The sequence below is a fragment of the Actinopolymorpha sp. B9G3 genome (assembly GCF_040120725.1).
Lineage (GTDB): Bacteria > Actinomycetota > Actinomycetes > Propionibacteriales > Actinopolymorphaceae > Thermasporomyces.
Map to the genome: position 1 here is coordinate 1 of NZ_JBEEAB010000047.1, position 14,924 is coordinate 14,924.

At 68.6% G+C, this 14,924-nt stretch carries 12 protein-coding genes; 3 read left to right on the forward strand and 9 right to left on the reverse strand.

Annotated elements, in window-relative coordinates:
• Nucleotides 1-568 precede the first annotated feature (568 nt).
• The 4 genes from ABNF93_RS34085 to ABNF93_RS34100 form a co-directional block, all read right to left on the reverse strand.
• Nucleotides 569-2,089: an NAD(P)/FAD-dependent oxidoreductase gene (locus ABNF93_RS34085; RefSeq protein ID WP_349332391.1), complete on the reverse strand. Its 1,521-nt coding sequence runs from the start codon at nucleotides 2,087-2,089 to the stop codon at nucleotides 569-571.
• A 98-nt stretch (nucleotides 2,090-2,187) separates the two neighbouring features.
• Complete coding sequence (gene zwf, locus ABNF93_RS34090; protein ID WP_349332392.1) at nucleotides 2,188-3,564, reverse strand: glucose-6-phosphate dehydrogenase; 1,377 nt, start codon at nucleotides 3,562-3,564, stop codon at nucleotides 2,188-2,190.
• Nucleotides 3,554-4,444: a Cof-type HAD-IIB family hydrolase gene (locus ABNF93_RS34095; protein WP_349332393.1), complete on the reverse strand. Its 891-nt coding sequence runs from the start codon at nucleotides 4,442-4,444 to the stop codon at nucleotides 3,554-3,556. The genes zwf and ABNF93_RS34095 overlap by 11 nt, the downstream gene beginning before the upstream one ends.
• A complete protein-coding gene (locus tag ABNF93_RS34100; protein ID WP_349332394.1) occupies nucleotides 4,441-5,379 on the reverse strand; it encodes a 2-deoxy-5-keto-D-gluconate 6-phosphate aldolase domain-containing protein in 939 nt (312 codons plus the stop codon). Before ABNF93_RS34100 ends, ABNF93_RS34095 begins: the two co-directional genes overlap by 4 nt.
• 90 nt (nucleotides 5,380-5,469) lie before the next feature.
• Here ABNF93_RS34100 and rpiA point away from each other — a divergent pair, with 90 nt between their 5' ends.
• Nucleotides 5,470-6,162: a ribose 5-phosphate isomerase A gene (gene rpiA, locus ABNF93_RS34105; protein WP_349332395.1), complete on the forward strand. Its 693-nt coding sequence runs from the start codon at nucleotides 5,470-5,472 to the stop codon at nucleotides 6,160-6,162.
• Nucleotides 6,163-6,221: 59 nt separating this feature from the next.
• Here the strand turns inward: rpiA and pgl are convergent, their stop codons facing one another.
• The 5 genes from pgl to tkt all read right to left on the reverse strand — a co-directional run bounded on the left by pgl (nucleotide 6,222) and on the right by tkt (nucleotide 12,871).
• Nucleotides 6,222-6,884, reverse strand: a complete 663-nt coding sequence (pgl, locus tag ABNF93_RS34110; RefSeq protein WP_349332396.1) for a 6-phosphogluconolactonase — start codon at nucleotides 6,882-6,884, stop codon at nucleotides 6,222-6,224.
• Nucleotides 6,885-6,890: 6 nt separating this feature from the next.
• Nucleotides 6,891-7,919 carry a phosphogluconate dehydrogenase (NAD(+)-dependent, decarboxylating) gene (gene gnd, locus ABNF93_RS34115; protein ID WP_349332397.1) on the reverse strand — a complete coding sequence of 343 codons (1,029 nt, stop codon included), beginning with the start codon at nucleotides 7,917-7,919 and terminating at the stop codon, nucleotides 6,891-6,893.
• 33 nt (nucleotides 7,920-7,952) lie between these two features.
• Complete coding sequence (gene pgi, locus ABNF93_RS34120) at nucleotides 7,953-9,581, reverse strand: glucose-6-phosphate isomerase (protein WP_349332398.1); 1,629 nt, start codon at nucleotides 9,579-9,581, stop codon at nucleotides 7,953-7,955.
• Nucleotides 9,582-9,659: 78 nt separating this feature from the next.
• Nucleotides 9,660-10,733: a transaldolase gene (gene tal / locus ABNF93_RS34125; RefSeq protein WP_349332399.1), complete on the reverse strand. Its 1,074-nt coding sequence runs from the start codon at nucleotides 10,731-10,733 to the stop codon at nucleotides 9,660-9,662.
• On the reverse strand, nucleotides 10,730-12,871 hold the full coding sequence (gene tkt / locus ABNF93_RS34130) for a transketolase (RefSeq protein WP_349332400.1): 2,142 nt from the start codon (nucleotides 12,869-12,871) through the stop codon (nucleotides 10,730-10,732). Before tkt ends, tal begins: the two co-directional genes overlap by 4 nt.
• A 472-nt stretch (nucleotides 12,872-13,343) precedes the next feature.
• Here tkt and msrB point away from each other — a divergent pair, with 472 nt between their 5' ends.
• The gene (gene msrB / locus ABNF93_RS34135) at nucleotides 13,344-13,835 is read left to right on the forward strand and encodes a peptide-methionine (R)-S-oxide reductase MsrB (RefSeq protein WP_349332401.1); all 492 of its coding nucleotides are present in this window, start codon (nucleotides 13,344-13,346) and stop codon (nucleotides 13,833-13,835) included.
• A complete protein-coding gene (msrA, locus tag ABNF93_RS34140; RefSeq protein WP_349332402.1) occupies nucleotides 13,832-14,338 on the forward strand; it encodes a peptide-methionine (S)-S-oxide reductase MsrA in 507 nt (168 codons plus the stop codon). The genes msrB and msrA overlap by 4 nt, the downstream gene beginning before the upstream one ends.
• Nucleotides 14,339-14,924 lie beyond the last annotated feature (586 nt).

Consider the following 14,924-nt stretch of genomic DNA (forward strand, 5'->3'; position numbering starts at 1 on the left):
ACCAGGATCCCGGAGAACCGGCGAACACAGCGTCGGTGGCCACGCACACCCGCATCAAGAACCAGCCACCAACCGGGAGATCGACACGGCCAACCCGCACCGCCTCCAGGCACGTGAAAGATCGAGGCTAGTTGGTGCCGCTTGGCGTGATGCGGTGATGGGCAGGGGCGTCGCGCTTGTCCGGGCGCGTGTCAGTCGGGTGAGGTACGCCGCTGTGCTGAGCGCTGCCGGGCGCTTTGTGCCGGTGTACCTCGCCAACGACGTTTCCGAACGCTGAACACCTTTCGCCCTCGATCAGGCGCTGGAGGCCTGGGCCGTTCCGCGTCCAACGCCTCGCCGCGCCTGACCGATCCCGCCCTGCCGGCTTCTGCCGCGCAGGCATGTGATCCGGCCAAGCAGGGTTTCGTCCTCAGGTGGTACACGGCGTGGCGCACAAACTCTGCGCGAACCACCAGTTGGCCATACTGGAACATCGAGCCGCGCCGACCGGAACCGTCGGTGACGTCGTCGCCGGCGGTTGGTTGCCACCCGGCCGAAGGGAAGTCGAAGGCGCGGGCCGGCACAGCGCTCAGGTACCCGCGTCCAGCCCGGAGCTCCCGCGCCGTCCGAAGGACGATCCCGGTGGACCATCATGTTTTCCCGCATCGGGTTTCGCGGCGCCAGTCGGTTTGCCTTCCCGTCCGTGCTCGGACGTCACCTGGCGCGGCACGGTCCCCAGACCGGGCTCCTCGTCGGCGCCCGATGGCGCCGGCTTCCCCGCCTGGCTCGCCGCGATGACCGCGTATATGTCGCGGGCCGCGTCGATTTCGCGGGTGGTGAAGGCCCGCTCCGGGCGTACCTCCCGGGTGAACGCCACCAGCCAGGTCGCGACCGCCATGAGGCGGTTGCGAAAGCCAGTGAGGAAGGCGATGTGCACGACGAGCCATAGCAGCCAGCCGATGAACCCACCGCAGCGTAGCCGCCCTCTCGCCACCACCGCTTGGCCACGGGCGATGTAGGCAGCCGAGCCGAGGTCGCGATACCGGAACGGATGGCGACTGTGGGCGCGCCCTTCTGCCAGCCGACGGAGGCGGGCACCCGTGTAGTGACCGGCCTGCATGGCGGTCTCCGCGACGCCAGGCAGTCGGTCGACGCTCATGAGGTCGCCGACCACGGAGATTTCCGGATGCCCGCGGATGGTGAGGTCCCGCTCGACCCTGATCCGCCCGGAGTGGTCCTGCTCGGCTCCGGTGGCCCGCGCGATCGCGTGGGCGAGGGGCGGAGCGGCCACGCCCGCAGTCCAAAGCACGGTGCCCGCGTCGTGGCGGACTTCGGTGCCGTCTTCCTTGCGCGCTGTCAGGCCGTCCTGGTCGACGCTGGTGACGAGGGCACGCATGTGCAGCTCGACGCCGAGCCGCCGCAGGGTGTCCCTGGCCCGCGCGGAGAGCTTCGGGCCGAACGAGGCGAGCGGCTCGCTCCCACCGTCGAACAGCAGGACGCGGGCATCCTCGGGGTGGCTCAGACGGAACTCGTTGCGCAACGTGTGGGTGGCGAGCTCACGGATCTGGCCGGCTAGCTCCACCCCCGTCGGCCCGGCCCCGACGAGTGCGAAGGTCAGGCGGTGCTGGCGCTCCTCCGGGGTAGGGGCCGACTCTGCCTGCTCGAACGCGCCGAACAGTCGCTGCCGGATCGTGAGGGCGTCCGCGATCGACTTCATGCCGGGCGCGTGAGCCGCAAACTCGTCGTGGCCGAAGTATGACTGGCAGACGCCGGCGGCGACCACGAGGTCGTCGTACGGGATCTCCATCCGGGTCCCACCGGGGCGCAGTGCGATGACCTGCCGCCGGGCGGGATCGAGGTCGACGACCTCGGCGAGGAGGGTGTCGACGTTCTGTTGGCGTCGGAGAACCTCCCGCAGCGGGGTGGCGATCTGTCCCTCCGATATGATCCCGGTGGCGCATTGGTAGAGCAGCGGTTGGAACAGGTGATGGGCGGCACGGTCGACCACCGTCACCCAGAGCGGGGCGCGACGTAGGGCGCGGGCGGCGGCCAGGCCGGCGAAGCCACCCCCGATGATCACCACGCGGCGGGGTGGGTTGTCCGGGTCCATGCCTCCGTCTCCTCTCTGTTTCTCTCTGTTTCTGCCTTGGTGTCGAGGACGTCCGCCAGGACCGTTCTCCGCAAACCACCGGCCGGACCGAGGCCGGCTTAGACAGCCGGGTCGTGCCACCGGGTGCCGGCCGGGAGGACGTCGGCCGCCTCCTGCGGTCCCCAGGTGCTCGGTGCGTACCTATGCAGGGGTACGACATCGCCAAGGATCGGGTCGACAATCCGCCAGGCGGCCTCCACGGAGTCCTCGCGGGCGAAGTAGAAGTCCTCTCCTTCGAGGGCGGCGCCGATCAGCCGGTCGTACGGCCGCGGGTCGGAGCCGGGCTGCTGGGCGAAAGTGAGCTCCTCCGTCTGGGCCTGCGCCGCGATGCCGGGTTTCTTGCCTGCGAGCGTGAGCGAGACCGCCGTCTCCGGGCGTACCCGGAACCGCAGGTCGTTCATGGCGTGGAAGGACTCCAGGCCGCAAACATTGTGCTCCGGCTGGCGGAACTTGATCGTGACCTCGGACGCGCTCACCGGGAGGCACTTTCCGGCCCGGATCGAGATCGGCACGCCGGCCCACCGCTCCGAGTCGGAGGTCAGTGTGGCGGCGAAGAACGTCTCGACCGTGGAGTCCGGTGCCACACCGTCTACGTCGCGGTAGCCGTCGTACTGGCCTCGCACCACGTCCTTCGGTGACAGGGGATGCAGGGCCTTCATCGCCCGGGTCCGCTCGTGCCGCCAGGTCCGGACCCCCTGGCTCGGTTCTTCGGCGATGACGCTGACCAGGAGCTGCAGCAGGTGGTTCTGCAGCACGTCGCGGACCGCGCCGGCCCGGTCATAGAACCGGCCCCGGTCCGCGACGCCGAAGTCCTCGGCCATCGTGATCTGGATGCTCTCGACAAATGTGTTGTTGAGCAGCGGGTCGATGATGGAGTTGGCGAACCGTACGTACAGAATGTTCTCGACCGGCTCGAGGCCGAGCCAGTGGTCGACGCGGAAGATCGCGTCCTCCTGGAACACCTTGTGCATCGTGGCGTTGAGCTCCTGCGCGCTTGGGAGGTCGGTGCCGAACGGCTTCTCGACCATGACCCGAGCGTCCCGGTCACGACCGACCGACGCGATCCCGTTCGCGATCCGGCCGAACAGCTGCGGCGGGACCTCCAGGTAGAAGAGGGTGCGCTGGCGGGAGCCGAGCCGGTCGGCGATCTCCTGGTAGGTGGCGTCGTCGTTGAGGTCGCCGTTGACGTACTCGAGGAGCCCCAGCATCCGCTGCGCCGACTGGCTCTGTGGGTCGATGCCGTTGTGCCGCAGCGACTCGGCGGCGTACTCACGGAGCTGCTCGGCCCCCCACCCGCTGCGGTGTGATACCCCGATGATCGGGACATCGAGAGCCCCGCGCTCGACCAGGCTGACCAGGGCGGGGTAGGTCTGCAGCTTGGCCAAGTCACCGGTCGGACCGAAGATGACCATTGCGTCTATTCGTTCACGTCCCATCTGATTGCCCGCCTTTCCTACTCGTGGCCCTGGTCGTGGTGTCCGACCGAGGACTGGTACCGCCGCCGGCCGTCGGGAGCACGTAGCGTTCGACGGCGTTCGCGAAGCCCTCATCGGAGTTGGCTGTGGTGCACCGGCGGGCGGCCCGTTGCACGTCGAGGCTCGCGTTGCCCATCGCGATGGAGAGACCCGAATGGGCGAACATGAGGACGTCGTTGGGCATGTCGCCGATGGTGGCGATCTCCTGCGGCGGTATCGCGTACTTCTGGGACAGGAACGCCAGCACGCCGCCCTTGTTGGCCTCGGGATGGGTGACGTCGAGATAGTAGGGCTGGGAACGCGCCGCGGACACGTGGTCGCCGTACTCCGCGTCGGCGGCCTTCGAGGCGGCGGCCACCGCGTCGAGGTCGTCGCTGACGCCGACAATCTTGGCGACGTCGTGCTGGTCGCCGTAGTGGTCCAGGACCGTGGGTGGGAACCGCACGGTCCAGGCCTCGCGCGCTACGTGCGGGCCGTTCGCGTCACGGACGTACCATTCCGTCCCCTGATAGAGCCAGACGTCCAGGTGGTATGCCTCCAGCAGCGCCGTGACGGGTGCAACGAGCTCGTCCGGGATGGTCCTCTGCTCGATGACGGACATGTCCGGATGGACGAAGATGCCGCCGTTGAACCCGGCGATGGTCGTTGTGACGCGAAGCGGCTCGACAAGCATGGCCATGCCGCGCGGCGGGCGGCCGCTGGTGATCGCGAAGAGGATGTCCGCGTCGTAGAGCCGTCCCACCGCGTCGACTGTCCGGTCGGTGAGGATCTTGTCGCCCGTGACCAGGGTGCCGTCGACGTCGGCGAGCATCAGCCGAATCGGTGGAGTACCGGCGTTCATGGCCGCACCCCTGCCATGACACCGGACGTGGTGACTGCGAGGTCGATCAGCTCGCGGTACCGGTCGGCGATCGTGGCCGCAGCCTGGTCCGCGGTGACGGTGGCGGCCAGCCAGGCCCGCAGCGGGTCCTCCCACAGGGTCCGGCCGACCGCGAAGCCGATGAACCCGGGTACGCCGGCCGCAATGCGGATCCACTCGCGAACCTTGGCCTCGTCGGCGCCGCGCCCGAGGACGACGCAGCTGACGTCATCGCGGTCGCCGGACCGTGCCTGCTCCACGACCCGGGCGCAGTCGTCGTGGGTTTCCAGTCCCTCGATCTTCCAGATGTCCGGTTCGACTCCGGCCTCCTGCAGGGCGCGGATGGTGGCGACGACGAGCGAGGGTCGCAGCTCGCGGTCGAACCACTCGTGGCTGTCATCGCACCGGGCGAGCTGGTCGTCGGTCGGGGGCACCAGCAGCTCGAACAGGAACGTCCGGCCGCTGTCGTGCAGCCACCTGGTGAGCTGGGCGAGCCGGTCGTTCTGGCGGGCGTTGACCTGCTGGTCACCTTCCGGGTTATAGCGGACGAGCACCTTCGAAAACGTCGGGTCGAACCGTTCGATGTGCGCACCGAACTCGCTGCCGTACTCGAAGTCGAACTCGGCCTGGCCGGACTTCTCCACCGGCATCGCGAGCAGGTGGCCGGCCGCCTGGGCAGCTGTGGCCACCTCTGTGCCGAACGCCTCGTCGACGAGGACGCCGGCCGCGTCGGCCGGTGCCCCGTGGTCGACGGCCCGGGTGAACGCCTCGTAGATGATGTTCTTGGCGTCCACGATCCCGTCGCGTACGGCCGGCGGGATCGGTGGTCTGGCGCCGAACAGGTCACGCTCGAACGATCCTCGATGGTCGAACGCCAGGAGATACAGGGGCCTGCGGTAGCCGAGGGTCATCGCCATCTCTCCTCTCGTGGGCGGTCCTCCCCTGGTGGACGGTCCGGGCGCGACCGTGGGTGTGTGGCACTGCGGGATCGGGGAGACTCTGCCGGTGTGAGTGCTGAGCGGGCCGAACGGGTGCGCGCCGAGCGGGAGCGTGCCGAGCGGGAGAAGCGGCTGGCGGCCGAGGCGGCCGCGGAGCTCGTCGCCGGCGGCATGACGGTCGGTCTGGGCACTGGCAGTACGGTGGCCTACCTGCTTCCGGCGCTCGCCCGGCGCCGACAGTCGATCCGCTGCGTTGCGTCGTCTCCGCGTACCCGGCAGGCCGCGGAGGAGCTGGGGCTCACCGTCGAGGCGTTCGGCACCCTCGACCATCTCGACCTCACCATCGACGGCGCCGACCAGATCGCGCCCGGCGGCTGGCTGGTCAAGGGTGGAGGCGCTGCCCACACCCGGGAGAAGATCGTGGCCGCCGCGGCTACCCGGTTCGTTGTCATCGCCGACTCGCGCAAGCCGGTGGATGCACTGCATCCCCCGATCCCGGTCGAGCTGCTGGAGTTCGGCCTGCCGACCACGTTGCGCCGGCTTGCCCCGGTGGCACTCCGGGACGTGCCGCGCAGCCCCGACGGCGGCGTTATCGCCGACTACCACGGCGACGTCGGAGACCCCGCCCGGCTCGCGGCACGGCTGGCCGCGACACCGGGACTCGTAGAACACGGACTGTTCCCGCCCGACCTGGTAGCAGAAATCCTCATCGGACACGGAGACTCGGTCGAGCACCGTACGATCGGCGGACCGAGCCGCTGACACCCGTGCCGGCTTCCGCGGCGGCCGTTTCCCCCGTACCCGCAGGCTCGCCTGCCCGGTCATGAGCCCGAGGCTCCACGGTCGGCGACGATGAGTGACTCCCGCGCCTCGACCCGGCCTGCCGGGATGGACTCGTCACTGGCGAGCACCTTCGCCAATGCCGATTGTTTCTCCGCCCCGGTCACCAGCCAGAGCAGCTGGTCGGCCCGAGCGAGTGCCGGATAGGTGAGCGTCATCCGCGGATGGCCCTGGTAGTCGCCGGTGACCGCGACCAGATGGTCGGTCACCTTGAGCACCGGGTCGTCGGGGACGAGGGACGCCGTGTGCCCGTCCGGGCCGAGACCGAGATGGATGAGGTCGAACCGGTCCGGCAGCAGCCCGGCGTACCTGTCGGCGGCGGCGTCCAGGTCGGGGTCGGTAACCGGCATGGGGACCACCTCGGCCGGCGCCCGTCCCAGGCTGGCGCGCAGGTGGGTCAGGTTGCGGGCGGGGTCCCCGTCCGGGGCGACCCTCTCGTCGACCTGGAAGATCACGATCCGGTCCCACTGGAGGTCCCGGGTGGCGAGTTCGGCGAACATCGCCCACGGGGTGTGGCCGCCGCTCACCGCGAACGTGAACCGCTCGTGGTCGCTGATCGCCGCCCGGCAGCGTTTGACCACGATGTCGGCGGCCCCCGCGACCACCGCGTCCGGGGTGGTGAGGACTTCGAGCTCGTGCTGCATGGGCCTTTAGTCTTTCTTCTCGACGTGGCCGCCGAACTCGGCGCGCATTGCCGACATCGCGGCATCGGCGAACTGGCCGAGCCCGCGGGATTCAAACCGCTCGTTCAATGCGGCGGTGATAGTCGCGGCAGGAACGCTCTCCTCGATCGCCGCGATCACTGTCCACCGTCCCTCACCGGAGTCGGAGACCCGACCGGCGAAACCGTCCAGCTGAGGGGAACGGGCCAGAGCCTCGGCGAGCAGGTCGATGAGCCAGGACTGGATAACCGAGCCACGGCGCCAGACCTCGGCAACCTCGGCCACGTCGAGGTCGTACTGGTAGGCCTCCGGGTCGCGCAACGGGGCGGTCTCGGCATCGACCTGGCGGCCCTTCTCGCCGATGTTCGCGTGCCGCAGAATCGACAGTCCCTCGGCGACTGCGGCCATCATGCCGTACTCGACACCGTTGTGAACCATCTTCACGAAGTGCCCGGCACCGCTCGGGCCACAGTGGAGATAGCCCTGCGGCGCGGTCCCGTCGCGGGTCCGACCCGGTGTGAGTGCGGCGCTCCCGCTGCCGGGAGCGATGGTGGCGAAGATCGGGTCGAGCCACTCCACCGTGCGACTTTCGCCGCCGATCATCAGGCAGTAGCCGCGCTCCAGGCCCCACACGCCACCCGAGGTGCCGCAGTCCACGTAGTGCAGTTGCCGCTCCGCCAGCTGTCTCGTCCGGGTGATGTCGTCGCGGTAGTAGGAGTTCCCGCCGTCGATGACGATGTCGTCGCCGTCGAGCTGACCGACCAGCTGGTCGAGGACGTTTTGGACGACGCCGGCGGGCACCATCATCCAGACCGCCCGGGGCCGGTCCAGCTGGGCCACGAGATCCTCGAGGGAACTGGCGCCGCGAGCCCCCTCGGCCACGAGCGCTTCCACGGTCGCCGGGTTGCGGTCGTACGCCACGCAATGGTGGCCGTCGCGGGTCAGCCGGCGGACGAGGTTGGCCCCCATCCGGCCAAGCCCGATCATGCCCAGTTGCATGGGTCTGTCCGTGGCCATGGTTGGTCCCCCCTCGGCTCGGGTGGTGCTCGGTCAGGTGCGCATCGCGCGGTAGCGGCGGATCAGGGCGTTGGTGGACGAGTCGTGCGTGAGCTCGGGTTCGGTGTCGCTCTCCAGCTCCGGCGCGATCCGGGTGGCCAGGACCTTGCCGAGCTCGACCCCCCACTGGTCGAAGGAGTCGATGCCCCAGATCGTCCCCTGGGTGAAGACGCTGTGTTCGTACAGCGCGACCAACGCTCCGAGCAGCTGGGGCGTGAGCTCCTTGGTCAGCAGGACGTTCGACGGCCGGTTCCCCTCCATCACCCGGTGGGGCACGACGTCGGCCGGCGTGCCCTCAGCGCGTACGTCCTCCTCGGTCCGGCCGAACGCCAGTGCCTGCGCCTGCGCGAATACGTTCGAGGTCAGCAGGTCATGGTGGTTCCGGAGCGGGTTGAGGCTCCGGCCGAAGCCGATCAGGTCGACCGGGATCAGTCGGGTGCCCTGATGCAGCAGCTGGTAGAAGCTGTGCTGGCCATTCGTGCCCGGCTCGCCCCAGTAGACCGGACCGGTGTCGTAGTCGACGGACCGGCCATCGAGCGTCACATGCTTGCCGTTGGACTCCATGGTGAGCTGCTGGAGGTAGGCCGGAAACCGCTTGAGGTACTGGTCATACGGCATCACGCCGATGCTCTGCACTCCGAAGAAGTTGACATACCAGCACGTGAGCAGCCCCATCAGCACCGGAAGGTTCTGCCCGAGCGGTGCCGTCCGGAAGTGCTCGTCCATCTCGTGGAAACCGGCCAGCATCTCCGCGAACTGCACTGGGCCGATCGCCACCATCGTGGACAGGCCGATCGCCGAGTCCATCGAGTAGCGACCGCCCACCCAGTCCCAGAAGCCGAACATGTTCTGCGTGTCGATTCCGAACGCCGCGACCTTCTCCGCGTTCGTCGACACCGCGACGAAGTGCTTCGCGATCGCGTCCTCGGAGCCGAGCTCGCCGACCACCCAGTCCCGGGCGCTGTGCGCGTTCGTCAGCGTCTCCAGCGTGCCGAACGTCTTCGAGGAGATGATGAACAGCGTCTCCTCCGCGGTCAGGTCGCGGGTCGCCTCGACGAAGTCCGTGGCGTCGACGTTGGACACGAACCGGAACGTCAAATCGCGGTTGCTGTAGTGGCGCAGCGCCTCGTACGCCATCACCGGGCCGAGGTCGGAGCCACCGATGCCGACGTTGACGATGTTCCTGATCGGCCTGCCGGTGTGGCCCGTCCACTCGCCGGAGCGGATCCGCCGGGCGAACTCGGCCATCCGGTCGAGTACCTCGTGCACCTGCGCCACGACGTCCACCCCGTCGACCACCAGCGAGCTGCCTTTCGGCATCCGCAGCGCGACATGCAGCACCGACCGGTGCTCGGAGGTGTTGATCGGCTCTCCGGCGAACATCATGTCGCGCCGGCGTTCCAGCTCGGACTCCTCCGCCAGCTGCATCAACAACCGCAGCGTCTCGTCGGTGACACGATTCTTGGAAAAGTCGAGGTAGATGCCGGCGGCTTCGGCGGTCAGCCGCTCGCCCCGATCCGGATCCATCTCGAACAGCTCACGTAGGTGCCGGGGGCCGATCTCGGCATGGTGCTGCTCGAGCCCCTTCCAGGCGGGTCGTTCACGTAGTGGAGTGGTCGGCATCGGTCGCTCCTCCGGTGATGGTGTACGCCGGCCGGCGGGTGTCGCTATTCGACGTGTCGGCGTCAAGCTGTCAGTGCATCAGGTGAGCGCGGTGCGCTGGGTGGAAATCCGTTCCAGCAGGTCCTTCCAGGCTGCCACGAACGCCTTCGCACCCTCCCGCTGGAGTCGCTCGGCGAGCGCGTGTACGTCGACCCCGGCGTCGGCGAACCGGGCCAGCATCAGGTCGCCCTCGCCGCCGTCGGCGGGCATCGGCTCCCCGACCTCGCCGTGGTCGTGGAACGCCTCCAGCGTCGAGTCCGGCATGGTGTTGACCGTGAACGGCGCTGCGAGCCCGTGGACGTACAACGTGTCCGACGCGGCCGGGTCCTTCGTCCGGGTGCTCGCCCACAGCAGGCGCTGTGCCCGCGCCCCCGCATTCAGCAGCCGCTGCATGTCGTCGGAGTCGAGCAGCTGCCGGTACGCGCGGTAGGTGTCGAGGCCGACCGCCAGGCCGAGCTGGTCCTTCAACTGCGCGGACACCTGGTCGGCCACCGCCGCGTCCCACCGGGACATGAACACCGACGCGACCGAACCGACCGCCGGGTCAAGGTTGAGGTCGACTCGCCGCTGCACTCCGTCGAGGTACGCCTGCGCGGCCGCGCGATAGTGGTCGGCGGAGAACAGCAGGGTGACGTTCACGGGAATGCCGGCCGCGACCGTCTCGGTGATCGCCGGCAGGCCTTCGGCAGTACCGGGGATCTTGATCAGCAGGTTCGGGCGGGCCGCGCGCGCATGCAAACTCTGGGCGGCCACGATCGTCGCGTCGGTGTCGTACGCCAAGAGCGGTGACACCTCAAGCGACACCCAGCCGTCCACGGCGTCGGTGCGTTCGTGGATGGGCAGGAACAGGTCCGCGGCCCGCCGCAGGTCCTCGATCGCCAGGTCGAAGAAGACCTCCTCATCGGAGCGGTCCGGTGCCGCGCATGCGCGGATCGCCTCGTCGTAGTAGCCGCTCTCGATCGCCTTGTCGAAGATCGACGGGTTCGAGGTGAGTCCGGTGATCGAGTAGCTGTCGATGTAGTGCTGGATCTCGCCGTCGTCGAGCATCCGGCGGGTGATGTTGTCCAGCCACAGGCTCTGCCCGCGAGCGTGTAGCTGCTGGGTTGCGGTCACTGGCGGTCCTTTCCGGTGGGCGGGGGCGCGGAGGCTGGTCCCGCGGCGGGTGGCGGCGCGGTGGGTTGAGGGGTGCCGGCACGGCGCGCCTGCTCGGCGACGAGTGCCCGGGCAACCTCGGTCACCCGTTCCGGGGTGAAGCCGAACTTCGTCAGCAGCTGCTTCAATGGCGCCGACGCACCGAACGTGTCCATGCCGATGACGGCGCCGGCCGGTCCGACGTACCGGTCCCAACCCAGCGTCGATGCCTGCTCGATCCCGACCCTGGCCGTGACCGCCGGTGGGAGAACCTCGTCGCGGTACTCCCGGGGCTGTCGGTCGAACAGCTCCCAGCACGGCATGCTCACGACCCGGGCGCCGATCCCGTCGGTGGCCAGCTCGTCCCGCGCGCTGAGGGCGAGCGCCACCTCCGAGCCCGTGGCCAGCAGCAGGACGTCCGGCGTACCACCCGACGGCGGGTCCGCAAGCACGTACGCCCCGCGCTCGACTCCCTCCGCCCCGTGCAGCACGGATCGGTCGAGGGTCGGCAGCGACTGCCGGGACAGGACCAGGGCGGCCGGCTCGTGGCGGAGCGCACCGACGACCCGCCAAGTCTCGACCACCTCGTTCGCGTCGGCCGGGCGGAACACGAACAGCCCGGGCATCGCCCGCAACGACGCGAGCTGCTCGACCGGCTGGTGGGTCGGCCCGTCCTCGCCGACCCCGATCGAGTCGTGCGTGAAGATGTGCACGACCGGCACCTCCATCAACGCCGACAGCCGGATCGCGCCCCGGGCGTAGTCGGAGAAGATCAGGAATCCCGACCAGTACGGCCGCAGCTTGGTCAACGCCATCCCGTTCGCGATGGCGGCGGACGCGTGTTCACGTACGCCGAAGTGGAGGTTCCGGCCACCGCGCTCGTCGGGCTGGAAGTCGCCGGCACCTTCGAAGCGCAGCAACGTCTTCGTCGACGGCGCCAGGTCGGCCGAACCGCCGAGCAGCCACGGCACCGCCTCGGCGAGCTGGTTGAGCACCTGGCTGGAGGAGTCACGGGTGGCGAGCCCCTTCGGGTCGGCCGGGAAGTCCGGAAGTACCGCGTCCCAGCCGGCCGGCAGCTCGCGGCGCTGCATCCGCTCAACCTCGTCGGCCAGGTCCGGGTAGGCATTGGCGTACTCCTTGAACGTCGCCTCCCAAGCGGCCCGAGTCGCCTGCCCACGGGCGCCGATCCCGCCCTCGAACCAGTCGCGTACGCCGTCCGGCACGTAGAAATCTTTGTCGTCGGGCAGCCCGAACATTCGCTTGGTTGCCTTCACCGCCTCGGCACCGAGTGGCGCACCGTGCGCCTTCGGTGAATCCTCGAGCGGCGAACCGTACCCGATGTGGCTGTGGACGACGATCAGAGTCGGCCGCGCGGTTTCGGCCTTGAACGACTGTATGGCCCGCCGGATCGCGTCCAGGTTGTTCGCATCAGCGACGGTCGTGACGTTCCAGCCGTACGCGAGGAAACGGGCAGCCACATCCTCGGTGAACGTGATGTCGGTGTGCCCCTCGATCGTCACCCGGTTGGAGTCGTAGATCCAGCACAGGTTCGACAGCTGCTGGTGCCCGGCGATGGAGGCCGCCTCGGACGAGATGCCTTCCATCATGCAGCCGTCCCCGGCCAGCGCGTAGACGTCGAAGTCGAACAGCGTGGCATCGTTGCGGTTGTACCGGGCGGCGAGCCACTGGCCGGAGATCGCCATCCCGACCGACATGGAGACGCCCTGGCCGAGCGGTCCCGTCGTCGCCTCCACCCCGCTCGTCAGGTGGTATTCAGGATGACCTGGACAATGCGAGCCGAGCTGACGGAACGTCCGGAGGTCTTCGAGGGTGACCGCGGGACGACCGAGCACCTCGTAGTCGGGGTCGACGGCACGTACGCCGGTGAGGTACAGGAGTGACCAGAGCAATGCAGACGCATGCCCCTCGGAGAGCACGAACCGGTCCCGGTTCGGCCAGATCGGATCAGTGGGATCGAATCTCAGGTACTGCTGCCACAGGGTGTAGGCGACCGGCGCGATACCCATCGGCGTACCAGGATGCCCCGACTTCGCCTTCTGCACCGCGTCCATGCACAGGCCACGGATCGTGTTGATGGACAGCGAGTCGAAATCCGTCATACGGACAGGCTGTTCCGCTCGGCCCTACCTAACAGGGGCCCGCCGGCTCGCGTCGCCCGGGGCCAAAGACCCGACGACCCCTGTGGGTCCCCGGGCATGTCACCGCGCGTAGGGCACCGAATCTCCGGATACCGTGTCAGTGCGGTGCCACTGTCTGCGACATGGTCTCTTGCGACAACCCGGCTCCCGGTATAGCGAAACCCTGGCGTTCCGGCTTTGTCCGTCCAGGTGCCGCTGCGCGACCCGGGCCCGTGCCCGCTCTCGATCGTCACCTACGCCGCGACACCCTCGGCCGGGCCCTGCGGCCGCTGCTCGACCTGATCACCGAGACCCGGTCCTCACCAAAGAAGAACGGCCGCGCAAGCGGCCGCCGGGGGAATAGAACCGGTCCGTAGGGTGTCTGTATGTCTGCACGTCCAGGTGCGTTTCACCTGGTCCCAGCTTGGCGCCGTAAGGCCGGGAAGGGAGAGCTGTGCCCCAGCAGACCCAGTTCCACAAGAACCCGGAAGCCGTTTCGCGGCTCGATCCGGAGCAGTACCGCGTGACCCAGAAGGACGGCACCGAACGCCCGTTCGCCAACGCCTACTGGAACAACCATGAGCCCGGCATCTACGTCGACGTCGTGTCCGGCGAGCCGCTGTTCGCATCGGTCGACAAGTACGACAGCCGCTCCGGCTGGCCGAGCTTCACAAAGCCGATCGCCGAGACGAACGTCGTCGAGCGCGAAGACGTCGGCCACGGGATGATCCGGACGGAAGTCCGGTCGCTGCACGGGGACAGCCACCTCGGCCACGTCTTCGACGACGGTCCCCTCGACAAGGGTGGACTGCGCTACTGCGTTAACTCCGCGTCGTTGCGGTTCATCCACCTCGACGACCTGGAGAACGCAGGGTACGCCGAATACCGCACCCTGTTCACGAGTGATGCCAACACTGACACGACGAAGAGTAAGGAGCCGACGTGACCACCGAGAAGGCGATCCTCGCCGGCGGCTGCTTCTGGGGGATGGAGGAGCTTTTCCGCCACCAGCCCGGCGTCGTGTCCACGCGCGTCGGCTACAGCGGCGGCGACGTCCCGAACGCCACCTACCGCAACCACGGCACCCACGCGGAGTCCATCGAAGTCGTCTACGACCCCGAGAAAACCGACTTCCGCGCGCTGCTCGAGTTCTTCTTCCAGGTGCACGACCCCTCGACGAAGAACCGGCAGGGCAACGACATCGGCACCAGCTACCGCTCGGCGATCTTCTACGCCAGCGACGAGCAGAAGCGGGTCGCCGAGGACACGATCGCCGACGTCGACGCCTCGGGCCTGTGGCCAGGCAAGGTTGTCACCGAGGTCACCCCGGCCGGCGACTTCTGGGAGGCCGAGCCCGAGCACCAGGACTACCTGCAGAAGTACCCCCACGGCTACACCTGCCACTTCCCCCGCCCCGGGTGGAAGCTCCCGAAGCGGGCGACAGCCTGACACCTCCGGCGCGTATCCGGGAAAAGCGTGGGCGTGGAGAGCCCCATGCGTGACTTCCCCAGGCGATGATCCGGGATCGGCCACGTCGAGCCCGTCCCGCGGCGGCTCCGGGCGATGGCCGGAGGCGGTGGAATGACCCACGCCATGCCCTCCGTAATTCTCCAGCCCTCAAGTGAGCGCGGCCCGCAGCGCTGCATCTGGCGTGGACCCGCCGCGCGACGCTCTTTCCCTGGTAGGCCAGACGGCGTGGGCTTCACGGGACGGCGCGGCACGATGAAGGCGGCGGCTTCGGCAGCGTCGCGGGCGTGTCCGGCAGGACGTGGGCGTAGGTGTCGGCGGTGACCGTTCTCGTGGAGTGGCCGAGCAGTTCCTGAACGAGTGTTCAAGTCCGCTCCGGCGGCCTGCGCCTGGATACGGTAAAGCAGTGAAGAGGAGTCTGGTTTCGCATCAGCCACCCCGTAGTACGGCGTGGCGTTAATGATTGGACGGTTGTTCCTGGGAGGATGCTGGTATGGCTCATCCTCCTGCTGCGGCGTTGGTGTTGCATGACGGTGATCGGGACGTTCTTGGTTCGTGGGTGCGATCG

Coding starts and splice junctions, on each gene's coding strand:
- ABNF93_RS34085 (WP_349332391.1), bottom strand. CDS start 2,089: ATGGACCCGGACAACCCACCCCGCCGCGTGGTGATCATCGGGGGTGGC.
- zwf (WP_349332392.1), bottom strand. CDS start 3,564: ATGGGACGTGAACGAATAGACGCAATGGTCATCTTCGGTCCGACCGGT.
- ABNF93_RS34095 (WP_349332393.1), bottom strand. CDS start 4,444: ATGAACGCCGGTACTCCACCGATTCGGCTGATGCTCGCCGACGTCGAC.
- ABNF93_RS34100 (WP_349332394.1), bottom strand. CDS start 5,379: ATGGCGATGACCCTCGGCTACCGCAGGCCCCTGTATCTCCTGGCGTTC.
- pgl (WP_349332396.1), bottom strand. CDS start 6,884: ATGCAGCACGAGCTCGAAGTCCTCACCACCCCGGACGCGGTGGTCGCG.
- gnd (WP_349332397.1), bottom strand. CDS start 7,919: ATGGCCACGGACAGACCCATGCAACTGGGCATGATCGGGCTTGGCCGG.
- pgi (WP_349332398.1), bottom strand. CDS start 9,581: ATGCCGACCACTCCACTACGTGAACGACCCGCCTGGAAGGGGCTCGAG.
- tkt (WP_349332400.1), bottom strand. CDS start 12,871: ATGACGGATTTCGACTCGCTGTCCATCAACACGATCCGTGGCCTGTGC.